Below are 22,837 nucleotides of genomic sequence, written 5' to 3'. Positions count from 1 at the left end.
GCTAAGCGCAGCGCGAGCCGGGAAAGCCACAGCCACACGCCTCCGGGAAAATCCGCATTTATTGCGCCGCCGCGTACAGCTCGATAATCTGCTCCCGGGTGGCGGTGCGTGGATTGGTGCGCAGACAGATGTCGTCCTGCGCCGCCTGTGCCCAGGTGGCGTAGTGCGCGGGCGTCGCGCCGGCATCCGACAGCCGCATCGTCAGACCGACTTCCGCAATCAGTTCGCGCACGGCGGCGATTGCCTCAAGGTCATCGGTTTTCCTGCCGGTCAGCGCCCGGCCGATCTGGCTGAAGCGCCCCCGGCACACCATACGGTTGAAGCCCATCACCGTTGGCAGCAGCATGGCGTTGGCCAGACCGTGCGGAATATGCAGCGCCGCCCCCGGCTGATGCGCCATGGCATGGCATAGCCCCAGCCCGGCGCTGGAAAACGCCATCCCCGCCATGCAGGAGGCCAGCAGCATGTTCTCCCGCGCCGCCAGATCCTGGCCGCAGCCCACCGCTTTCGGCAGCGCTTCGCCGATCATGGCTATCGCCCCCATCGCCAGACTGTCGGTAAACGGCGTGGCGTGACGGGCGCTGTAGGCCTCGACGGCGTGGGTCAGCGCATCAATCCCGGTCATCGCCGTGACAGGCGGGGGAACGCCCTCAGTTAGGGCGGCGTCGAGGATCGCCACATCCGGCATCAGCGAGGCATGCGCCAGCACCTGTTTGCGTCCACTCACCGCATCGATAATCACCGTCACGTTGGTGGTTTCTGACCCGGTGCCGGCGGTGGTCGGCACCGCAATCAGCGGCAGACGTGGCTGTAATTCGCTGTGCTCCGTCATCTCCCCCAGCGTCTGCTCAGGGTTGGCGACCAGCAGCGCCACCGCTTTCGCCGCATCCAGCACCGAGCCGCCGCCGAAGGCCACCACGCCGTCGCAGCGCGCGTCCCGCAGCTGGGCGACCGCAGCGCAGACATCGGTGACGCAGGGTTCGCCGGCGGGACAGGGCCAGAGGGTCATGGCAACCCCTTTCATCGCCAGGCTACGCTCCAGCCCGGCGGTCATTCCCGCCTGATGGAGAAAACGGTCAACCATGACAAACAGATGCTTCAGGCCCCGGGCCTGCGCTTGCGGGCCGCAGGCCGCCAGCGCGCCGACGCCGTGCAGCGTCACCGGCGGAACGTTGAAGCTTTTCACTTGCTGAAGATTCAGCGTATCGAAGGCGTGGAACAGCGCCGTCTGCAGTTCAGCTTGCATAGATCCCCTCCGCTTTTTCCCTCCCGCTGTTGGCGATTGCCAGCGGGGTCATAAACAGGCTGTGCCGGGGTAAATGCACCTTCAGCGTCGGGAAACATTGGCAAAAAAGCGCCCTGACGCCCGGCTGCATGCAGGCGCCGCCTGCCAGCCACAAATCACCAATCCCTTGTCCGGTAATATGTCGGGCGACAATCTCAGCCATCTTCTCGTACACCGGTTTCACTACCGGCCAGATCTCTCCGGCATGGCGGCGCTTGTACTGCTCAGCCTCTTCCAGCCCGATGCCGCGATTCCCGGCCAGAGTCAGGGAGATATGGTGTCCGCCGGTGGCTTCATCCGCCGAATACGTCACCCTGCCCTGTTTAACGATGGCGATCCCGGTGGTGCCGCCGCCGATGTCCACCACCCCGGCATTATCGAGCTGCAGCAGATCCGCCACCGCGGTGGGCTCATCCAGCACATGACTGATCTCCAGCCCGGCGGACTCCAGGACGTTGATCGAAATGCGCGGATCGGTGCCGGGCGGAAACGAGGTCGCCGCATGCGTAAAGCGGCAGCCCAGCTGCTGTTCGAGGGTCGCGAGATGACGGCGCACGAGGGTGACGGCGCCGAAGAAGTCCCAGACGATGCCGTCGCGCACCACATCGGCCCAGTCAAGACATACCGCAACCGGCTGGCCATCACGGTCGACCACCATCGACACCACGTCGCAGGTACCTAAATCGATACCCAGCCACAGCGGCGATTCGCTGGCAGCGGGTGCCTGGTTACACAGAGCAGCGGCTTTTTGCAGTCTCGGCGAAAGCCAGCGTTGTTCGTCGTGCGCCATGTTCATCCCTTATACGATTCGAAACGCATCCACCAGCACGCAGCGGCGCAGACGAACGAAGGTCCGCGCGCTGGTTACCCCTTCCCCGGTTGGGGTGGTGATGGTCATGGTGGTCCAGCCCTCGCCGCCCAGCCCAAGCCCGGCGATGCACGGTCCGTTTTTGACAAAGATGCTGGTGTCGATGGCGTTCGCCATCTGGTTCATGTTGTCGATGTTGCGCGAGTGCATCGCCGCGGTGTGGTGGCAGCCGCCTTCCAGTTGCACCGCCAGGGCGATGGCCTCCTCGACGTTCGCCACCCGCACCACCGGCAGCACCGGCATCATCAGTTCAGTAACAGCAAACGGATGGCTGGCAGGCGTTTCCACGAACAGCAGGCGGGTTGACGCCGGCACCTGCAGGCCAATCGCCGCGGCGATTTTGCCCGCGTCGCGGCCGACCCAGTCGCGGCTGACCGTGCCTTTGCCGCGCTCGTCGATATGTTTCAGCAGCAGCGGCTGGAGCTGTTCGGCCTGCGCCGCCGTGAGCTTCACCGCCTGCTGGCCTTCCATCAGGCGCATCAGTTCGTCGGCGACGCTATCGACCACGATCAGCACCTTCTCGTCGGCGCAGATAATGTTGTTATCGAATGAGGCGCCTTTAACGATCGCCTGCGCGGCGCGCGGCAGATCGGCGGTCTCATCCACCACCACCGGCGGGTTGCCGGCCCCGGCGGCTATTAGCCGTTTGTTGGTATGTTTGCGCGCCGCCTCGACCACCGCTTCGCCGCCGGTCACCACCAGCAGGCCGATGCCGGGGTACTTAAACAGCCGCTGGGCGGTGTCGATATCCGGGTTCGCCACGGTCACCAGCAGGTTGGCCGGGCCGCCAGCGGCCACTACCGCCTGGTTAAGCAGGGTAATTGCCCGCTGCGAGACCTGTTTCGCCGCCGGATGGGGGGCGAAGACCACGCTGTTGCCGGCGGCAATCAGGCTGATGGCGTTGTTAATCACCGTCGCCGCCGGATTGGTCGAGGGCGTGACCGAGGCCACCACGCCCCAGGGCGCGTTTTCAATCAGCGTCAGGCCGTTATCGCCGGTCAGCACCTGCGGAGTCAGACACTCCACGCCTGGCGTACCCCGTGCCTGCGCCACGTTTTTGGCAAACTTATCTTCAACGCGTCCCATGCCGGTCTCCGTCACCGCAAGCTCCGCCAGTTCACGGGCATGCTTTTCACCCGCCTCACGAATGGCCTGAATCACCTGCTGACGCATCGCCACCCGCTTTAATCCCTGCTGGGCCGCCGTTGCCGCCGCGACAGCGTCATCCAGTGAGGCAAAAACGCCCCTATCATGAACGGCGTCAGCAGGCTGACTGCTGTCTTTCATTTTCAGCAGTACCGCTTTCACTACCTGTTCAATGTCCTGTTGATTCATGATTTTTCACCCTACTTATGGAAGAGCACCTGACCATCGGCCGCAGCCTCATCCACGATGCCAATCACGCACAGATCGACCGGAGAGGCGCCCTGTGCGTGCGCCTGTCGCGCCGAGCTGCCGCTGACCAGCAGCACCCACTCCCCGCATCCCGCGCCGATGTTGTCGATGGCGACCGCGCATTGCCCGTCGGGTTCGCCGCGGGCATTGAGCATCTCCACCATCAGCAGTTTGTCGTGGGCCAGCCCTTCATGGCGTACGGTGCAGACCACATATCCGGTTACGACAGCCAGCTTCATGTCCATCTCCGCGTGTGATGTGCAGGCCGGAAAAGCGCAGCGCCATCCGGCATTCATGCCTTTTCATGGCCGGATAGCGACGCGCTGACGTCTCATCCGGCCCGAACTTTCCGGCACCCCCTCCCCCGTTAGATGTTGCTGTCACCCTTGAAGCTGATCGGGAAGACCTCTTCCAGATCGCCATGCGGGCGCGGGATGACATGTACAGAGACCAGCTCACCGATACGCTGAGCCGCCGCCGCCCCGGCATCCGTGGCGGCTTTGCACGCCGCGACATCGCCGCGCACCATGGCGGTCACCAGGCCGCCGCCGATCTGTTTCACGCCTACCAGCTTGACGCGGGCCGCTTTGACCATGGCGTCGGAGGCCTCAATCAGTGCAACCAGGCCCCGGGTTTCAATCATTCCTAATGCTTCCATTGTGTTTTCCTCTCATAAGGGGTCCTGAAGGGGACCATTCATTCAACCAGCGTGGACGAGTCGGGGATCCGGCTTGCGTCCGTCTGGCGCGGTACCGACGCCACCAGCGCCAGTTCGATAATTTCCTCTACGCTACAGCCTCGCGAGAGGTCGTGAAGCGGGGCGGCGAGGCCCTGGATCAGCGGCCCGATGGCGCGATATCCACCCAATCGCTGGGCGATTTTGTAGCCGATGTTGCCCGCCTCCAGCGATGGGAAGACCAGCACATTGGCCCGCCCCCGCAGCGGGCTGCCGGGCGCTTTGTGCGCAGCGACGTCCGGTACAAAGGCGGCGTCAAACTGCAGTTCGCCATCGACCATCAGCTGCGGCGCCCGCTGACGCACGATCTCCGTGGCCTGCTGGACGTTAGCCACACAGGGATGCCGGGCGCTGCCGTGTGTCGAGAAGGAGAGCATTGCCACCCGCGGCGCTTCGCCAGCGATCGCTTGCCAGGTCTCGGCGCTGGCAATCGCGATATCCGCCAGCTGCGCCGCCGTCGGCTGCGGCACCACGCTGCAGTCGGCAAACCCCAGCGGCTGGCCGGCATACTGCGGCAACATCAGAAACAGCGAAGAGAGCGTTTTACACCCCGGCTGCAGGCCGATAAGGCGCAGACCGGCGCGCAGCACGCTGGCGGTTGACGAGAGATTCCCGGCGATACACACCTCGGCCTCACCGCCGCTGACCATCGCCGCGGCGAACATCAGCGGGTCGGCCAGCTTGTCGACGGCGTCAGCGGGCGCTTTATCGCCGGCGCGCGCCTGCCAGGCGGCGGCAAACGCCTCGCGCATCGCCAGGTTGCTGTGCGGATCAATGATCTGCACTCCGGTCAGCGGCAGACGTTCGCCAAGGGCGAACTGCCGCAGCGCGAAGGGACTGGCGACGAGGATCGGACGCGCCAGGCCCTGCTGCTGCAGATAATGCGCCGCCTTCAGCACACGGACGTCCAGCGCATCCGGGAACACCACTCGGGCGGGGGCGCGCAGCGCCAGTTTGCGGCATTGGTCAATGATCATCTTCACCTCCCAGGTGCTGCTGCAGCTGGCTGAGGGTTGGCGGCGAATCCGTCACGCCCAGGATCATCATCACGTAGACCGCGCTGGAGAGACGGTTGAGCGCTTGCATAATATCGGCGCGCCGGACCGCAAATTGCGGCGTGATAAACACCTGCGCCGCGGTCACCTCCGCCTCGCGGACTTTGCCGCGCAGCAGATTAAGCAGCGCGACCTCGCGCCCATGGCGGGCCTCCGGCACCAGGTGATCGTGGCCCAGGAAGCGCAGCGGCTGATGGGACAGACGGTGTAACTGTCCCTCGCTGAATCCGGCTATCGACTGCGCCGCCAGCGGCTCCTCCAGCGCGTCGGCGCGCATGATGTTGCCCAGCCGCGAACGGATATCCATCAGCCACGGCTGCCAGGACTCCGCCAGTTCAATTTGCAGCCACACCGTCAGAGCGATGGTGCTGTCCAGCACCGCACGGAAGGCCAGCCGCGGATCGTTTTTCGCCACCAGGGTATCGGCCGTCAGGTGGGTCAGGGTGTCCGGCTTTTTATCCACCGGCTGGTGACAGAGCTCGCAGCAGGCCTGGGGCGGATGGTCGCGGCTGGTCAGGACATGCACCGGCTGCGGCGTCTGTTCGTCATCCTCGACAAACAGGCGCCCCTGGCGGTCGAGAAATTTGACCCGCAGATGCCGACTTTCCAGCAGCTCCCTCGCCGAGGGCGTCAGGCGAGCGTTGGCAGGAAGATGGATTTCACCGCCTTCGCTGAGCGTATGATTCGCTCTGAGCCACGCTTCGGTAATGAAATCGTTCATAGCGATTGCCAGTTTGCCGGCCAGGCGACGTACAGGAAGCGCACCGTCGACGGGGTACCGAATTCGATGCTGGCGCCTTTCGGGATAAACATGACGTCCCCTGCTTTGGCAATCAGCGTTTCCCCCTGATGGCGCACATGCAGCTCGCCCTCCAGCACCATATCGATTTCGTCGTAGTTCAGCGTCCACGGGAAGAAGGCGTTCTCCCACTGCATAAATCCGGCGGCCATGCTGCTGCCATCCTGGTCGGTCACCAGGTCCGTTAAGCCGACGCAGTGCGGCTGGGCGCCGTCGAAGCGGCCAAACTTCACGCTGCTGCCGTCGATCACTTTGATGCCGCCTTTGCCGGTCACGGAGTCAAATCCTGGCTGCATCGCCTCCTGCTCCAGGGACTGCTTCTCCTTCATCACCTTTTCCATCAGCTGCGCCACCAGGCTTTCGGTAAACTGGCCTTCCGGCAACTGCGCCAGGATGGTTTCGCGGATCCGCTGGCTTTCCGTTTTGTCGCTGTCCGCCGCTGTCGCCGCCGGCGCGGCGCCATCATCCTCGGTGATAGTGAATCCCAGCAGCTCGGCGACTTCGCGCGCTTCCGGGGTGATAATGCTGGCGCGCCGAACAACTGACATCGCCTGTTCGCCGCGCGCGTGGGCGGCACGAATATCGTTAGCGGTAATGAGTTTCTTCACCTGGCCCTTCCTCCTTTTGGCTGAGCTCACTCAAATAATTTTCCAGCGACGCGACGCTTTGCGGATCGCAACCGTTGAGGGCGAAAACCGGCGCCTGAAACCCCATCCCGTCCAGCAGCTGCCGCACCGCGGCGACGTTGGCATCCGGCAGATCCGTTTTGCTGATCGCCACGATAAGGTGCTTTCGGCTGCCAATATCCAGTAACCCGGGAGGCAGGCGACTTTCGATATCATTGGCCGCATGGACATAAATCAGGGTGTCCACATCCTGCAGGGTGGTAATTAAGGCGTGATACCAGCGAGGATGGCTGAAATATTCCCCGGGTGTATCGATGTCGCCACGATCGTTAAATTCCAGCGCCTGCGTTTTTCTGGCGAGGGAATAATTTCCCTGCAGGGCATTAAATAATGTGGTTTTTCCTGCACCGACGGCGCCGACAATGGCAATACGCTTCATGGTCGCTCTCAATTAACTTTTCGTTAATTCGCACAAGGTATAATTTAATAAGCGGCCTAACCCGCCGATGGTCTGCAGGAGCGCCTCCTCCACCGCGCCGACCGAACCGTAGATCACCAGCGCGCCGCTAAACCGGTCGAGAAAACCGATGTGCACATCGGCGGCCTTCATCGCCAGATCGCCGGCGATCATCGCTGTTTCCCCCGGTGTCAGCGTCATAATGCCGATCGCGCCGGATTCGGGTACGCCGATCTTTTTCGCCAGCTCCGCTCCCGGGTGGGCAATCAGATGCGCCAGTGTGACCTGTTTGCCTGGTACGAATTCCTGAATAATGCGTTCTTTATCCATGACTGATTGCCCCCCTGAAATCTGTCCTCATGGTGACGGTATTTCAGCGCGGCAAATAACAAATTTCGGCAAGTGGGGTTAAAAGGTGAAGTGGATCACTCAGGAGAGAAAATAATAATGCGGCGGAATTAAAAAGGCAGGCTCAGCGTTTTTACTCGCCGGCCTGCCTGATATTGTGCGCGGAAAACTCTCCGCGCGTTAATGGGAAAAAAACGAGATTACAGCGGTTCGGTTTGCGCTTCGACAACCGCCAGCGCCACCATATTCACAATGCGGCGTACGGAGGCGATCGGCGTCAGAATATGCACCGGCTTCGCCACCCCCATTAGCACTGGCCCGACGGTCACCCCTTCCGAACTGGAGACACGCAGCAGGTTATAGCTGATCCGGGCGGCTTCCATATTCGGCATCACCAGAATATTGGCCGATCCCTTCAGTGGGCTGTCCGGCATGCGGTCGTTGCGGATGCTTTCCACCAGCGCGGCGTCGCCATGCATTTCGCCATCGATCATCAGCTCCGGGGCGCTCGCCTTCACCAGTTCAAGGGTTTTGCGCATCTTGCTGGCTGACGGGCAGTCGGCGGAACCAAAGTTGGAGTGCGACAGCAATGCCACCCGCGGCTCAATACCGAAGCGACGCACGCTTTCCGCCGCCATCAGGGTGATCTCCGCCAGCTCTTCCGGGGAGGGATCGTGATTGACATAGGTGTCGGCGATAAAGGTGTTGCCGCTCGGCAGCAGCAGCGCATTCATCGCCCCGGCGGTGCTGACGCCGTCGCGATAGCCAAACAGCGGCTGCACCACGCGGTAGTGGTCGTGGTACTCGCCGATAGTCCCGCAGATCATCGCATCCGCTTCACCGCGATGAACCATGATGGCGCCAATCACCGTGGTGTTGCTAATCACCGCCCGCTGCGCCTGCTCCTGGGTAATGCCGCGGCGCTTCATCAGCTGGTAGTACTCGCTCCAGTACTCTTTAAACCGCGGGTCGGATTCATTATTGACGATCTCAAAGTCAACGCCGGCCTTGATCTGCAGACCCAGCTTCTGGATGCGCATTTCAATCACGCTAGGGCGCCCCACCAGAATCGGTTTGGCCAGCCCCAGCGACACCAGCTCCTGAGTGGCGTGCAGCACCCGGGTCTCCTCCCCTTCCGCCAACACCACGCGCTTCGGCTCTTTGCGCGCCTGAGAGAAGATAGGCTTCATAAACAGGTTGGTTTTATAGACGAACTCGCTCAGCTTCTCGATATAGGCGTCAAAATCAGCGATGGGGCGCGTTGCCACGCCGGAATCCATTGCCGCCTTCGCCACCGCAGGGGCAATCTTGACGATCAGCCGCGGGTCGAACGGTTTCGGAATGATGTAGTCCGGACCAAAGCTTAAATCCTGATCGCCATAGGCGGAGGCCACCACTTCGCTCTGCTCGGCATGGGCCAGCTCGGCAATGGCGTGCACCGCCGCCAGCTTCATCTCTTCGTTGATCGCCGTCGCGCCGACGTCCAGCGCGCCGCGGAAGATGAACGGGAAGCAGAGCACATTGTTGACCTGGTTAGGGTAGTCGGAGCGACCGGTACAGATGATGGCGTCATCGCGGACCTGCTTCGCCAGCGGCGGCAGAATTTCCGGCTCCGGGTTGGCCAGGGCAAGGATCAGCGGCGCGCGCGCCATCTTCTTCACCATCTCCGGAGTCAGCACTTTCGGGCCAGAGCAGCCGAGGAAAATGTCGGCGCCGTCGATCACATCATCAAGCGTACGTTTGCCGTCGTCTTCCACTGCGTAGGCGGCTTTGGTTTCCGCCATGTTCGGTTCACGGTCTTTATAGATGACGCCTTTCGAATCGCAGACCACGATGTTGTGCTTTTGCATCCCCAGCGCCACCAGCAGGTTCATGCAGGCGATCGCCGCCGCGCCCGCGCCGGAGACCACCATCCGCACGTCGGACAGATTCTTCTCGACGACGCGCAGACCGTTGAGGATCGCCGCGGTGCTGATGATCGCCGTGCCATGCTGATCGTCATGGAAAACCGGAATATTCATCCGCTCGCGCAGCTGCTGCTCGATGTAGAAACACTCCGGCGCTTTAATATCTTCCAGGTTGATACCGCCGAAGGTCGGCTCGAGGGCGGCGACGACGTTAATGAATTTGTCCGGATCCAGCTCATCGACTTCGATATCAAACACATCGATGCCGGCGAATTTCTTAAACAGGACGCCTTTGCCCTCCATCACCGGCTTGCCGGCCAGCGCGCCGATATTCCCCAGCCCCAGCACCGCGGTGCCGTTGGAGACGACCGCCACCAGGTTGCCGCGGGCAGTGTATTTGTAGGCGGCCAGCGGATCTTTTTCGATTTCCAGACAGGGGGCCGCGACGCCCGGCGAGTAGGCCAGCGCCAAATCGCGCTGGGTGGCGAGAGGTTTGGTCGGCGAGACCTGGATTTTTCCGGGAACCGGAAATTCGTGGAAGTCGAGGGCGCTCTGTTTTAACTGCTCATCCATTTTCTATTCCTTTCTTTCACGTATCGTTCGTAGGGGAAAAGCGTGATGACCATCCTGTCGTTCACCTTTCAGTGGCAGACAGTATCCCTCCTGGCGGGGCGATAAACTTTGAACACCGCCAAACTCTGGCCATCGCTATGATCTGGTTGTTATCAATTTATAGCGGTTATGTTACCCGGATTCGCCGCCAATAATAGCCCCGTCTGCTATGCTTTTTGGTTATGTACCTCATCACTATTTATACCGCATACCGGCAAGCACTCATGTAACACCTTGTTCCAGGAGGACTTATCTATGAATCAGCTAGACAGCATCAAGCAGTTCACCACCGTGGTCGCCGACAGCGGCGACATCGAATCCATTCGCCACTATCATCCGGAAGATGCCACCACTAACCCCTCCCTGCTGCTGAAGGCCGCCGGCCTGGCGTCCTATAGCGGACTCATTGACGACGCCATCGCCTGGGCGAAAAAGCAAGGAGGCGGCCGTGAAGCGCAGGTGACTCACGCCTGCGATAAGCTGGCGGTCAATTTTGGCGCGGAGATCCTCAAAAGCATTCCGGGCCGGGTCTCCACCGAGGTGGACGCCCGGCTCTCCTTCAACCGGGAGAAGAGCATCGAGAAGGCGCGCCATCTGGTGGCGCTGTATCAGGAGATGGGCATTGATAAGTCGCGGATCCTGATCAAACTGGCATCCACCTGGGAGGGGATCCGCGCCGCCGAGACGCTGGAAAAAGAAGGCATCCACTGCAACCTGACGCTGCTGTTTTCCTTCGCCCAGGCCCGGGCCTGCGCCGAAGCCGGGGTCTATCTGATCTCCCCTTTCGTCGGGCGTATTTATGACTGGTATCAGGCGCGTAAGCCGCTGGATCCTTACGTGGTGGAGGAAGATCCGGGGGTGAAATCGGTGCGCAATATCTATGACTACTTCAAACAGCATAAATACACCACCATCGTGATGGGCGCCAGCTTCCGCCGCACCGAACAGATCCTCGCCCTGGTCGGCTGCGACCGGCTGACCATCGCCCCGCCCTTGTTAAAAGAGCTGCAGGCCAGCGACGCCCCGGTGGTGCGCAAACTGATCCCTGCCAGCCAGATCCTGCCGCGCCCGGTGCCGCTCAGCGAGGCGGAGTTCCGCTGGGAACATAATCAGGACCCGATGGCGGTCGAAAAGCTGGCGGAGGGGATCCGCCTGTTCGCCGTCGATCAGCGCAAACTGGAAGATCTGCTTGCCGCCAAACTTTCACTTTAGTCTCACGGAGAAAACTATGTCCCGAAGAGAGCTTGCCAACGCCATCCGCGCCCTGAGTATGGACGCGGTGCAGAAAGCCAATTCCGGCCACCCCGGTGCGCCAATGGGGATGGCAGACATTGCCGAAGTGCTGTGGAACGATTTTCTCAAGCACAATCCGCAGAACCCTGGCTGGGTGGACCGCGACCGCTTTATTCTGTCCAACGGCCACGCGTCGATGCTGCTCTACAGCCTGTTGCACCTGACCGGCTACGATCTGCCGCTGTCAGAACTCAAGCAGTTCCGTCAGTTGCACTCAAAAACGCCGGGCCACCCGGAGCATGGCTATACCCCCGGGGTGGAGACCACCACCGGCCCGCTGGGCCAGGGGCTGGCGAATGCCGTCGGCATGGCCATCGCCGAACGCACCCTGGCGGCACAGTTTAACCGCCCCGGTCATGAGATTATCGACCATCACACCTGGGTTTTCATGGGCGATGGCTGTCTGATGGAGGGGATCTCCCATGAGGCCTGTTCGCTGGCCGGTACGCTCGGACTGGGTAAGCTGATCGGTTTTTACGATCACAACGGCATCTCCATCGACGGCAAAACTGAAGGCTGGTTTTCCGATGATACGGCCGAACGCTTCCGCGCCTATCACTGGCATGTGATCGGTGACATTGATGGTCACGATCCGCAGGCCATTAAACAGGCCATTGCGGAAGCGCAGGCGGTGAAAGATAAGCCGTCGCTGATTATCTGTCGGACCATCATCGGCTTCGGTTCGCCCAACAAAGCGGGGTCGGAAGAGTCTCACGGCGCGGCGCTGGGCGAAAAAGAGGTGGCCCTGGCCCGCCAGCAGCTGGGCTGGAAATATCCGCCCTTCGAGATCCCGAAAGAGATCTATCAGGGCTGGGATGCGCGTCCGCGCGGCGAAAAAGCCGAGCACGCCTGGAACGAGAAATTCGCCGCCTACCAGCAGCAGTTTCCGGAGCTGGCCGCTGAGCTGACTCGCCGCATGGATGGCACCCTGCCGGAAGACTTTGCCGCGACCGCCCGCGACTACGTGGCGAAACTGCAGGCCGAGCCGGCGAAAATCGCCAGCCGCAAGGCCTCGCAAAACGCGCTGAACGCCTACGGCCCGCATCTCCCGGAACTGCTGGGCGGTTCGGCGGATCTTGCGCCGAGTAACCTGACCATCTGGTCTGGCTCGACATCGATTAAAGACGATCCTGCGGGCAACTATATCCACTACGGCGTGCGCGAATTTGGCATGACCGCGGTGGCCAACGGCATCGCCCTGCACGGGGGCTTCATTCCGTATACCTCTACCTTCCTGATGTTCGTGGAGTACGCCCGCAACGCCGCGCGCATGGCGGCCCTGATGAAGGCCCGGCAGATCATGGTCTATACCCATGACTCCATCGGTCTCGGGGAAGATGGCCCGACGCACCAGGCGGTGGAACAGCTGGCCAGTCTGCGTCTGACGCCGAACTTCAGCACCTGGCGCCCCTGCGACCAGGTGGAGACCGCCGTCGCCTGGCAGGCGGCCATTGCGCGCCAGAACGGACCAACGGCGCTGATCCTGTCGCGGCAAAACCTGGCGCAGATGCCGCGCACCCCGGAACAGGTGCAGGCTATTGCCCGGGGAGGCTACGTGCTGAAAGATGCCGGCGGGAAGCCCGACCTGATCCTCATCGCCACCGGCTCGGAAGTGGAGATCACTGTGCTGGCCGCAGAAAAACTGTTGGCGAACGGGGTGAATGTGCGGGTCGTCTCGCTCCCTTCCACCGATGTGTTTGATGCCCAGGATGAGGCCTGGCGCGAGTCGGTGCTGCCGTCGGACGTTAGCGCCCGGGTGGCGGTCGAGGCCGGGATAGCGGACTACTGGTATAAATATGTCGGCTTAAAAGGCAAGATCGTCGGCATGACCGGCTATGGCGAATCCGCCCCGGCAGAGCAGCTGTTTCCGTTCTTTGGCTTTACGGTCGACCATATCGTCGCCACCGCAGAGCAGGTGCTTAACGGGTGATCCACAGCGTGGGCCAGGCGTCTGGCCCCTGCCAGTTATCACACGTCGGCTGCTGCGCGTAGCGGGAGAGACTGAACCGCTGGCCGTCAAAACGCCAGCGGGTCTGGATCCCGCAATCGCCGGCCTCGCGGCCTTTATCCAGGGTCACCAGCTCATGGCGGCGATCATCGTAGCTGGCGTTGATAAGCTCGATCTCCCGCGGTGCCTCGCCCGGTGGCTGAAACGGCAGCGTCAGCCGCACCTGACGGGCGACATAGGGCCGCTGGCGGGAGACCAGCCAGGCCAGCCAGACGGTGTTGTACGCGCCGGATTCGCAGCTGGTCATCAGCAGCACTTTGTCATCCGTCAGCGCAGTAACGCGAATTTCACGGCGGAAGGGATCGAGGGAGCAGTTGCTGTTGGTCATCCGCTCATTACCGTAGTCCATCAGATCGTTGAGCTCCTCACGCCCCAGCGGCGACTGCGCTGTTTCCGCGGTCGCCACCGCGCGCAGCGCCGGGGCCGGCGGTACGCTGAGCGGCGGCTCTTCCCCTTTGCCGACCCAGGCCGTTTCACTGCCTACCCGCTTTTGCCGATCGTCGATAAAAAACAGAGCCGCTTTCAACCCCTGCAGGGAGATGCTCTGCAGGCCATTGGCCAGCGAGAGAGCTTTCCCCTCCTGAACCTGCTGGAGAAATGCATCGATCGTCACGCTGTCGGCGGTTTTAATGAGCTTATCTTCAATGTGCCAGCGCTTGTCGGTCAGGGACACCGGTTTGCCATCCAGCAGCAGGCGCGGCGCTATCGGCGCGAGCGTCGCCACCGGATTACCGGTGCCCCCCAGTTCGATACGCAGGCTGGCGTCAGTCACTGCTCCGGCGCTGCGGCTGAGGGTCATCACCAGCCCATAATGCAGCCCCACGTTACGGGTGACGCAGAAATTTTGGTTGTTACAGGTGACCTGCCAGTCGTTGAAGCGCTGCTGCGTCGGTGCCGACCATGCCTGCGAGCAAGGCAGCACCGCCAGAAAGAGGAAAAAAATGATGCGAAAAAGCATGAACCGCCCGACCCCAGATAAACCCGACCACGGCGCCTATCCTGGACAACGGCAGCCGCTTACTCAATCGGATTTGTCAGAGTTCCCCGACATCAGGCCGGAGGTTTGCAGATACTGCAGCAGGATGACCGCCTTACCGTCGCGGATCTCACCGTCAGCGACCATCTGCAGCGCCTGGCTAAAAGGCAGCTCCAGCACCTCGATGGCTTCATCATCCACCCCGCCGCCGCTGGTGGTTCGCTGCGCGTCGCTGTACTCGGCGATAAAGAAATGCACCACTTCGGTGACGCCCCCTGGCGACATAAACAGCTCAAACAGCTTACGCACCTCGCCCACTTCGTAGCCGGTCTCTTCCACCGCCTCTTTACGAATGCAGGCTTCCGGCTCATCGTTGTCCAGCAGCCCGGCGCAGGTTTCAATCAGCATGCCGTCATGATTGCCATTGACCCAGGTGGCGACCCGGAACTGCCGCACCAGGACCACCGTCTGCTTATGGCGGTTATACAGCAGTACGGTGGCGCCATTGCCGCGATCGTAGACTTCGCGCTTATGGCGCACGACGCTGCCGTCCGCCCGCGTTAGCTCATAAGTCATGTTGCGTAGTACGAACCAGTTCTCAGAGAGGATTTTATCTTTAATGACGTGAATATTGAGTGACATACCGACCCCACAGCGTAAAAGGACTCCCTCATACTACGCTGCGGGGCCGGGTTTGTCGTCAGTGAAGCGGCGTCGTTTTCAGCGCCAGATAGTCCAAAATCCCCTGCGCCGCGTGACGGCCTTCCGCCATCGCCGTCACTACAAGGTCTGCGCCGCGCACGGCATCGCCGCCGGCAAAGATCTTCTCCTGACTGGTCTGGTAACGGTAACGGCTCTCGACGCCGGCTTTGATGCGCCCCTGACTGTCCAGCGCCACGCCCGCCGCTTCCAGCCAGGGCATGCGGTGCGGGTGGAAGCCAAAGGCCATGATCACCGCATCCGCCGGCATAACAAACTCACTGCCGGGGATCGGCGTCGGGCGGCGTCTTCCTCCCGCGTCCGGGGCGCCCAGCTCGGTGCGCAAAAAGCGTACCCCGTTCACTCGCCCGCTTTCGTCCAGCTCCAGGGTCACTGGCTGGACGTTAAACTCAAAGACCGCCCCCTCTTCGCGGGCGTTTTTGACCTCTTTTTTCGAGCCCGGCATGTTGGCTTCATCCCGCCGATAGGCGCAGGTCACCTGGCGGGCGCCGTGACGCAGCGCGGTGCGCACGCAGTCCATCGCTGTATCGCCGCCGCCCAGCACGACGACGTTCAGCCCGGCGGTGTTGATATAAGGCTCCTGAGCCGATGCCGCCAGCCCCATCACCTGTTTGGTGTTGGCAATGAGGAACGGCAGCGCATCGTAAACGCCGGGGGCCTCTTCGTTCGGCAGCCCCGCCTTCATGGAGCGATAGGTTCCGGCGCCGACGAACACCGCGTCATAGTCGGCCAGCAGCGTCGCCAGGGGGATATCTTTCCCCACCTCGCAATTGAGTTCAAAGCGGATACCCATCTCGCTGAAAATGGCCCGCCGCCGGGCCAGCAGCGATTTATCCAGCTTGAACGCCGGGATGCCGAAGGTCAGCAGACCGCCGATCTCCGGATGACGGTCAAAAACCACCGGCTGGACGCCGTGACGCACCAGCACATCGGCGCAGGCCAGCCCGGCCGGCCCGGCGCCGATAATCGCCGCCCGCTTACCGCTCGGCTTAACCTGCGAGAGGTCCGGACGCCAGCCGCTGGCCAGCGCCTGGTCGGAAATATAGCGCTCAATGTTGCCGATGGTGACTGCGCCGCTTTCATCGCGCAGGGTGCAGGCACCTTCACACAGCCGGTCCTGGGGGCAGACGCGACCGGTGATCTCCGGCAGGCAGTTGGTCTGATGGGAAAGCGCGACCGCGGCGGCGATATCCCCCGACTTAACCAGCTCGACCCACTGCGGGATATGGTTATGCAGCGGGCAGGTCCATTCGCAAATACTGTGTTCCCCACACGTGAGGCAGCGGGCGGCCTGCTGCTGCGCCTGCGCCGGGGTGAACGGCTGATAGATCTCCTCAAAGTGGCTCTTACGCGCCTCCGCCGCCAGCTTATCCGGCTCCCCGCGCGGCGGCGTCATCGCCATTTGCCTGACCTTCGCGCCAACATTGGGCTGGCTGCAGGTCGGCGTACCGCGCTGCCACGGCTGCACCTCCTGGCATGCCGAGCGCAGTCGCCGCTGCTTCGCCAGCGCGGTCAACGTCTCATCGTCGGCGAGGGTCAGTGCCTGCGCGGGACAGTTTTCCACACAGGCCGGTCCCGCTTCGCGGCCCTGGCACAGATCGCATTTCTGCGCGCTGGCCTTTACCAGGCCCGCAGCCTGCGGCGTCACCACCACCTGCATCACCCCGAACGGGCAGGCCACCATGCAGGATTTACAGCCAATGCATTTCTCCTGACTGACCTGAACGCTGTCGCCGGACTGGGCAATGGCGTCGTTGGGGCAACTGCGGACGCAGGGGGCGTCTTCACAGTGGCGGCAGGTGATAGCGTTACGCTGGCCCGCCGCTTTGATGACGGTGATACGAGGTAAAAAGCGCTGCGGGGTCAGCACGTGTTGCTCCTCGTTATGCGCCATTACGCAGGCCACTTCGCAGGCCTGGCAGCCGATACATTTTCGACTATCGCTCAAAATAAAGTGGTTCATGGCTTCCTTTTGTCTTCTTGGTGAATAACCCCTCAATGCGCATGACTATTTATTACCCGACAAGACGGCGCCGGAACAATGTCCAAATGCCCAGGATAAACTTTTTCTGGAGAGAATCCGTTTTGGATCAATTTTTTTGACTTAAATGAAATGAGGTTTCACACCGGCAAGGGATAATGCGCCTGTCTGAGGCTGCAAAGCAGGCTCACTGCCTGCTGGCAGGAAAGTTCGAGGTTTCTTTACGATACGGCAAAAGCAACATGATAAATTACACTATCTCCTTAATTTCTCCACGATTGCCGGAGGCGCTGGCGCTAAAGTGGCACAGGCTGTGCAATAACAAAAAAATGTGCATATGAGGTCTTTATTCTGATGGCGAATTTCTTTATCGATCGCCCCATTTTTGCGTGGGTGCTGGCAATCCTGTTATGTCTGACGGGCACCCTTGCCATTTTGTCGCTTCCCGTTGAACAGTATCCCGACCTCGCCCCGCCGAACGTGCGGATCACCGCCAACTATCCCGGCGCCTCCGCGCAAACCCTGGAGAATACCGTCACCCAGGTTATCGAACAGAATATGACCGGCCTCGATAACCTGATGTATATGTCATCCCAGAGCAGCGCCACTGGCCAGGCGACGATCACCCTCAGCTTCACCGCCGGTACCGACCCGGACGAAGCCGTGCAGCAGGTTCAGAACCAGCTGCAGTCGGCGATGCGTAAACTGCCGCAGGCAGTGCAAAACCAGGGGGTGACGGTGCGCAAAACCGGCGACACCAATATCCTGACCCTCGCCTTCGTCTCCACCGACGGCAGCATGGATAAACAAGATATTGCCGACTACGTCGCCAGTAACATTCAGGACCCGCTCAGCCGCGTCAACGGCGTGGGGGATATCGACGCCTACGGCTCGCAATACTCAATGCGCATCTGGCTCGACCCGGCGAAGCTCAATAGCTACCAGCTGACCACCAAGGATGTGACCGACGCCATCAGTTCGCAGAACGCCCAGATTGCCGTCGGCCAGCTTGGCGGGACGCCTTCGGTCGATAAGCAGGCGCTGAACGCCACCATCAACTCGCAATCTCTGCTGCAAACCCCGGAGCAGTTCCGCAATATCACCCTGCGCGTCAATCAGGATGGTTCAGAGGTGACGCTGGGCGATGTCGCCACCGTCGAGATGGGGGCGGAGAAGTACGACTACCTCAGCCGCTACAACCGGCAGGCCGCTTCGGGCCTGGGAATTAAGCTTGCTTCCGGCGCCAACGAAATGGCCACGGCGGAGCGCGTGATCAATCGCCTCAATGAGCTGTCGCAGTATTTTCCTCACGGTCTGGAATATAAAGTCGCCTACGAGACGACCTCCTTCGTAAAGGCCTCCATCACTGATGTGGTCAAAACGCTGCTGGAGGCGATCCTGCTGGTCTTCCTCGTGATGTATCTGTTCCTGCAGAACTTCCGCGCCACCCTGATCCCGACCATCGCCGTGCCGGTGGTGCTGATGGGCACCTTTGCGGTGCTGTATGCCTGTGGCTACAGCATCAACACCCTGACGATGTTCGCGATGGTGCTGGCGATCGGCCTGCTGGTGGATGACGCCATCGTGGTGGTGGAGAACGTCGAGCGCATCATGAGCGAGGAGGGCCTGTCGCCACGCGAGGCGACCCGCAAATCGATGGGGCAAATTCAAGGCGCACTGGTGGGGATCGCCATGGTGCTGTCGGCGGTGTTTGTGCCAATGGCCTTCTTCGGCGGCACCACCGGGGCCATCTATCGCCAGTTCTCAATCACTATCGTCGCGGCGATGGTCCTCTCGGTGCTGGTGGCCATGATCCTCACTCCGGCCCTTTGCGCCACGCTGCTCAAGCCGGTTAAGCCAGGTGAATCCCATGAAAGAAAAGGCTTCTTCGGCTGGTTCAACCGCACCTTCAACCGCAGCGCCAGCCGCTACGAAACCTTTGTCGGCAAAATTCTTCACCGCTCGCTGCGCTGGATGCTGATCTACGTCGTCCTGCTCGGCGGGATGGTGTTCCTGTTCCTGCATCTGCCCACCTCGTTCCTGCCGCTGGAAGATCGCGGGATGTTCACCACCTCGGTCCAGTTGCCGAGCGGCGCTACTCAGCAGCAGACGCTGAAAGTAGTGCAAAAAGCGGAAGATTACTTCCTCAATAATGAGAAGCAGAACGTCGAATCGGTATTTGCCACCGTCGGTTCCGGCCCCGGCGGCAACGGGCAGAACGTGGCCCGCATGTTTGTGCGTCTCAAAGACTGGGACCAGCGCGACCCGGAAACCGGCTCCTCCTTTGCCATTATTGAACGCGCCACCAAAGCGTTTAATCAGATCAACGAAGCGCGGGTCATCGCCAGCAGCCCGCCGGCCATCAGCGGCCTCGGCAGTTCGGCAGGCTTCGATATGGAGCTTGAGGATCACGCCGGTAAGGGGCACGATGCGCTGATGGCGGCACGCGATACGCTGCTTGAGCTGGCCGGCAAAAACCCTCTGTTGACCCGGGTCCGCCATAACGGGCTCGACGACAGTCCGCAGCTGCAGGTCGATATCGATCAGCGTAAAGCGCAGGCGCTGGGCGTCTCCATTGACGACATCAACGATACGCTGCAAACCGCGTGGGGGTCGAGCTACGTCAACGACTTTATGGATCGCGGCCGGGTGAAGAAAGTCTACGTCCAGGCAGCGGCGAAATACCGGATGCTGCCTGACGATATTAATCTCTGGTATGTCCGCAACAGCAGCGGCACGATGGTGCCGTTCTCGGCCTTCGCCACCTCACGTTGGGAGACCGGCTCACCGCGTCTGGAACGCTACAATGGCTACTCGGCGGTGGAGATCGTCGGTGAGGCGGCGCCGGGTATCAGTACCGGCACCGCGATGGACATGATGGAGAAGCTGGCCGCGCAGTTGCCAACCGGCTTTGGCCTCGAATGGACCGCCATGTCCTACCAGGAACGCCTCTCTGGCGCTCAGGCGCCGGCACTGTACGCGATTTCGCTGCTGGTGGTGTTCCTGTGCCTGGCGGCGCTGTACGAGAGCTGGTCGGTGCCGTTCTCGGTGATGCTGGTGGTCCCGCTCGGGGTGATTGGCGCCCTGCTGGCGACCTGGATGCGTGGCCTGGAGAATGATGTTTACTTCCAGGTGGGCCTGTTGACGGTGATCGGCCTGTCGGCGAAAAACGCCATTCTGATCGTTGAGTTCGCCAACGAGCTGAACGAGAAAGGCCAGGATCTGCTCAGCGCCACGCTGTCGGCCTGCCGTCAGCGTCTGCGCCCCATCCTGATGACCTCGCTGGCGTTTATCTTCGGCGTGCTGCCGATGGCGACCAGCACCGGGGCCGGCTCCGGCAGCCAGCATGCGGTCGGTACCGGGGTGATGGGCGGGATGATCTCCGCCACCGTACTGGCCATCTTTTTCGTGCCGCTGTTCTTTGTGCTGGTACGTCGCCGCTTTCCGCTGAAGGAGCGTCCGCAATAAGCCGTCGGGCGTTGGCGGCGAGCCTTAATAACAGAAAAGGCGACCCTTAAGGTCGCCTTCTTTATGTGTTCAGAACCATGACGCGCTTATTTACTTCGCGTTATTCCCCTGCTCACATTGCGGAAATTTATTTACGAAGCATGCCTTCAATAAAATCTTTCCAGTTCCCCAGTTCATGTTCAATCATAATAGCCTCTCTTATTATTATGGTCGATTCTATATAACTTCATTGCTGATGGGAAGTTGTGCTCCCCTATTGCTCTGATTGTCTAGTGGACCGCTGACAGAGATAAATCCTCTGGATGCCGCCACTATGCCGTTTCGTATGTAAAAATTATGTGACGCAGAGCACTCTCAGGCAACATTTTCGCAATATTGTTAATAGCCTCACATCACTTCCGCGAATGAGCAAAATTTCACCACGCCGTCAATTGAATGAGATACCCGGTAAAAAGTTATATTTATTCATCTGAATCACGTATTATTTCAGTAAGACTTATATATTCGGAAATATCTGAGTTAACCGCTTAATTGAATGTGAAAGGTTTATCTATGCTCACCATGTACGGAATTAAAAACTGCGATACCATTAAAAAAGCCCGTCGCTGGCTGGAAGCGCATCAGATTGCGTATCAGTTTCATGACTACCGCGCCGATGGCCTTGACCACGCGCAACTGGATACCTTTATTGCCGAACTGGGCTGGCAGGCGCTGCTGAACACCCGCGGCACCACCTGGCGCAAACTCGACGAGTCGCTGCGCAACAGCATCGATAATGCCGACGCCGCCGCCGCATTGATGCTGGAAATGCCGGCGATTATCAAACGCCCATTGCTCTGTGCGCCCGGTCGTCCTATGCTGCTGGGTTTTAGTGAAGCAAGTTATCAGCAGTTTAACGAGGTATAGTCTATGTCTTGCCCGGTCATTGAGCTGGCTCAGCAGCTTATTCGCCGCCCTTCCCTTAGCCCCGATGATGCGGGATGCCAGGCGTTAATGATTGAACGCCTGCGTGCGATCGGCTTTACCGTTGAACCGATGGATTTCGGCGATACACAGAATTTCTGGGCCTGGCGCGGCCACGGCGAGACGCTGGCCTTCGCCGGCCACACCGACGTGGTCCCGGCAGGCGACGCCGACCGCTGGATCAACCCCCCGTTCGAACCGACCATCCGCGACGGCATGCTGTTCGGCCGCGGCGCAGCTGATATGAAAGGCTCGCTGGCGGCGATGGTGGTGGCGGCGGAACGTTTTGTCGCGCAGTACCCGAATCATCGCGGCAGACTGGCGTTCTTGATCACCTCAGATGAAGAGGCCAGCGCCAAAAACGGCACCGTCAAAGTGGTGGAAACGCTGATGGCGCGTAATGAGCGTCTGGACTACTGTCTGGTCGGCGAACCCTCCAGTACCGAAGTGGTCGGCGATGTGGTGAAAAACGGCCGCCGCGGCTCGCTGACCTGCAACCTGACCATTCACGGCGTGCAGGGCCATGTCGCCTATCCGCACCTTGCCGATAACCCTGTCCATCGCGCGGCGCCGATGCTGGCGGAGCTGGTCAATATCGAGTGGGATAAAGGCAATGAATTTTTCCCGCCAACCAGCATGCAGATCGCTAACGTACAGTCCGGTACCGGTAGCAACAACGTGATCCCCGGCGATATGTTCGTCCAGTTCAACTTCCGCTTCAGTACGGAACTAACGGACGAGATGATCAAAGCCCGCGTGGTCTCCCTGCTGGAAAAATACCAGCTGCGTTACAGCGTGGAGTGGTGGCTCTCCGGCCAGCCGTTCCTCACCGGGCGCGGTAAACTGGTGGATGCGGTGGTGAGCGCAATTGAGCACTATAATGAGATCAAACCGCAGCTGTTGACCAACGGCGGCACCTCTGACGGTCGGTTTATCGCCCGCATGGGGGCGCAGGTGGTTGAGCTGGGCCCCGTGAACGCAACCATTCACAAAATTAATGAATGTGTGAACGCCGCCGACCTGCAGCTGCTGGCACGGATGTATCAACGCGTAATGGAACAGCTGGTCGCCTGACGAATTGACGTAAAGAGGAAGCGCGCATGGAATGGCTTATTAAACACTGGTGGATTCTGGTTCTGGTCTTTTTGGTGGGGGTGATTATCAACGTGATCAAAGATCTGAACCGCGTTGACCACAAAAAATTCCTTAACAACAAACCCGATCTGCCGCCGCACCGTGATTTTAACGATAAATGGGACGATGACGACGACTGGCCGAAGCACGACCAGTCGAAGAAACCGTAAGTTTGCCTTTATCGCGGTACTGCCCGCCTGTAACCC

General features: G+C 60.7%; 21 protein-coding genes. 6 read left to right on the top strand and 15 right to left on the bottom strand.

Annotation, left to right across the window (positions count from 1 at the left end; translation table 11 throughout):
* Positions 1 to 58: 58 nt before the first annotated feature.
* The 11 genes from eutG to maeB form a co-directional block, all read right to left on the bottom strand.
* Positions 59 to 1,246, bottom strand: a complete 1,188-nt coding sequence (eutG, locus tag NKJ21_RS23640) for an ethanolamine utilization ethanol dehydrogenase EutG (protein ID WP_032733408.1) — start codon at positions 1,244 to 1,246, stop codon at positions 59 to 61.
* Positions 1,236 to 2,075 carry an ethanolamine utilization protein EutJ gene (gene eutJ, locus NKJ21_RS23635; RefSeq protein WP_012967467.1) on the bottom strand — a complete coding sequence of 280 codons (840 nt, stop codon included), beginning with the start codon at positions 2,073 to 2,075 and terminating at the stop codon, positions 1,236 to 1,238. Before eutJ ends, eutG begins: the two co-directional genes overlap by 11 nt.
* 9 nt (positions 2,076 to 2,084) lie before the next feature.
* On the bottom strand, positions 2,085 to 3,488 hold the full coding sequence (locus NKJ21_RS23630) for an aldehyde dehydrogenase family protein (protein WP_087498679.1): 1,404 nt from the start codon (positions 3,486 to 3,488) through the stop codon (positions 2,085 to 2,087).
* A gap of 11 nt (positions 3,489 to 3,499) precedes the next feature.
* On the bottom strand, positions 3,500 to 3,787 hold the full coding sequence (gene eutN, locus NKJ21_RS23625; RefSeq protein WP_012540924.1) for an ethanolamine utilization microcompartment protein EutN: 288 nt from the start codon (positions 3,785 to 3,787) through the stop codon (positions 3,500 to 3,502).
* 128 nt (positions 3,788 to 3,915) lie between these two features.
* Positions 3,916 to 4,206, bottom strand: coding sequence for an ethanolamine utilization microcompartment protein EutM (gene eutM, locus NKJ21_RS23620; protein WP_000387720.1), 291 nt, complete (start codon positions 4,204 to 4,206; stop codon positions 3,916 to 3,918).
* Positions 4,207 to 4,244: 38 nt separating this feature from the next.
* Positions 4,245 to 5,261, bottom strand: a complete 1,017-nt coding sequence (pta, locus tag NKJ21_RS23615) for a phosphate acetyltransferase (RefSeq protein WP_012540923.1) — start codon at positions 5,259 to 5,261, stop codon at positions 4,245 to 4,247.
* Positions 5,251 to 6,060 (bottom strand): ethanolamine utilization cob(I)yrinic acid a,c-diamide adenosyltransferase EutT, encoded by an 810-nt coding sequence (eutT, locus tag NKJ21_RS23610; RefSeq protein WP_012540922.1) that lies wholly within the window; start codon positions 6,058 to 6,060, stop codon positions 5,251 to 5,253. Before eutT ends, pta begins: the two co-directional genes overlap by 11 nt.
* Positions 6,057 to 6,746, bottom strand: coding sequence for an ethanolamine utilization acetate kinase EutQ (gene eutQ, locus NKJ21_RS23605; protein ID WP_012540921.1), 690 nt, complete (start codon positions 6,744 to 6,746; stop codon positions 6,057 to 6,059). Before eutQ ends, eutT begins: the two co-directional genes overlap by 4 nt.
* Positions 6,724 to 7,203, bottom strand: a complete 480-nt coding sequence (gene eutP / locus NKJ21_RS23600; protein ID WP_023298056.1) for an ethanolamine utilization acetate kinase EutP — start codon at positions 7,201 to 7,203, stop codon at positions 6,724 to 6,726. The genes eutQ and eutP overlap by 23 nt, the downstream gene beginning before the upstream one ends.
* Positions 7,204 to 7,215: 12 nt before the next feature.
* Positions 7,216 to 7,551 carry an ethanolamine utilization microcompartment protein EutS gene (gene eutS, locus NKJ21_RS23595; RefSeq protein ID WP_002913729.1) on the bottom strand — a complete coding sequence of 112 codons (336 nt, stop codon included), beginning with the start codon at positions 7,549 to 7,551 and terminating at the stop codon, positions 7,216 to 7,218.
* A 218-nt stretch (positions 7,552 to 7,769) separates the two neighbouring features.
* On the bottom strand, positions 7,770 to 10,049 hold the full coding sequence (maeB, locus tag NKJ21_RS23590; protein WP_008803844.1) for an NADP-dependent oxaloacetate-decarboxylating malate dehydrogenase: 2,280 nt from the start codon (positions 10,047 to 10,049) through the stop codon (positions 7,770 to 7,772).
* A gap of 294 nt (positions 10,050 to 10,343) precedes the next feature.
* On the opposite strand from maeB, the gene tal reads away from it, so the two are divergent.
* Together tal and tkt are read left to right on the top strand one after the other, a co-directional pair.
* Positions 10,344 to 11,300, top strand: a complete 957-nt coding sequence (gene tal / locus NKJ21_RS23585; RefSeq protein ID WP_008803843.1) for a transaldolase — start codon at positions 10,344 to 10,346, stop codon at positions 11,298 to 11,300.
* 16 nt (positions 11,301 to 11,316) lie between these two features.
* On the top strand, positions 11,317 to 13,311 hold the full coding sequence (tkt, locus tag NKJ21_RS23580; RefSeq protein WP_008803842.1) for a transketolase: 1,995 nt from the start codon (positions 11,317 to 11,319) through the stop codon (positions 13,309 to 13,311).
* Here tkt and NKJ21_RS23575 read toward each other — a convergent pair.
* The 3 genes from NKJ21_RS23575 to aegA form a co-directional block, all read right to left on the bottom strand.
* A complete protein-coding gene (locus NKJ21_RS23575) occupies positions 13,301 to 14,347 on the bottom strand; it encodes a DUF1176 domain-containing protein (RefSeq protein WP_008803841.1) in 1,047 nt (348 codons plus the stop codon). The two genes, tkt and NKJ21_RS23575, sit on opposite strands and share 11 nt — an antisense overlap.
* 63 nt (positions 14,348 to 14,410) lie before the next feature.
* Positions 14,411 to 15,007, bottom strand: coding sequence for a GDP-mannose pyrophosphatase NudK (gene nudK / locus NKJ21_RS23570; RefSeq protein ID WP_002913754.1), 597 nt, complete (start codon positions 15,005 to 15,007; stop codon positions 14,411 to 14,413).
* A gap of 58 nt (positions 15,008 to 15,065) precedes the next feature.
* Positions 15,066 to 17,048 carry a formate-dependent uric acid utilization protein AegA gene (gene aegA, locus NKJ21_RS23565; protein ID WP_064142918.1) on the bottom strand — a complete coding sequence of 661 codons (1,983 nt, stop codon included), beginning with the start codon at positions 17,046 to 17,048 and terminating at the stop codon, positions 15,066 to 15,068.
* A gap of 372 nt (positions 17,049 to 17,420) precedes the next feature.
* Between aegA and acrD the strand changes: the two genes are divergently transcribed.
* Entirely contained in the window at positions 17,421 to 20,534 is a 3,114-nt protein-coding gene (acrD, locus tag NKJ21_RS23560) for a multidrug efflux RND transporter permease AcrD (RefSeq protein ID WP_012540915.1), read from the top strand.
* Positions 20,535 to 20,661: 127 nt separating this feature from the next.
* Here acrD and ypfM read toward each other — a convergent pair whose 3' ends face one another.
* Complete coding sequence (gene ypfM / locus NKJ21_RS23555; protein WP_100181659.1) at positions 20,662 to 20,721, bottom strand: protein YpfM; 60 nt, start codon at positions 20,719 to 20,721, stop codon at positions 20,662 to 20,664.
* A gap of 365 nt (positions 20,722 to 21,086) precedes the next feature.
* On the opposite strand from ypfM, the gene NKJ21_RS23550 reads away from it, so the two are divergent.
* From NKJ21_RS23550 to NKJ21_RS23540, 3 genes are read left to right on the top strand one after another with little or no spacing between them, the layout of a single operon-like run.
* A complete protein-coding gene (locus NKJ21_RS23550; RefSeq protein ID WP_086631346.1) occupies positions 21,087 to 21,440 on the top strand; it encodes an ArsC family reductase in 354 nt (117 codons plus the stop codon).
* 3 nt (positions 21,441 to 21,443) lie between these two features.
* Entirely contained in the window at positions 21,444 to 22,571 is a 1,128-nt protein-coding gene (dapE, locus tag NKJ21_RS23545) for a succinyl-diaminopimelate desuccinylase (RefSeq protein WP_012540914.1), read from the top strand.
* A 26-nt stretch (positions 22,572 to 22,597) separates the two neighbouring features.
* Entirely contained in the window at positions 22,598 to 22,801 is a 204-nt protein-coding gene (locus NKJ21_RS23540; RefSeq protein ID WP_002913768.1) for a YpfN family protein, read from the top strand.
* The last annotated feature ends 36 nt before the right edge of the window (positions 22,802 to 22,837 follow it).

Source organism: Klebsiella sp. SWET4 (genome assembly GCF_024296565.1).
GTDB classification, from domain to species: Bacteria; Pseudomonadota; Gammaproteobacteria; order Enterobacterales; family Enterobacteriaceae; genus Klebsiella; species Klebsiella variicola.
This window is presented reverse-complemented; position numbering and strand designations above follow the sequence as displayed.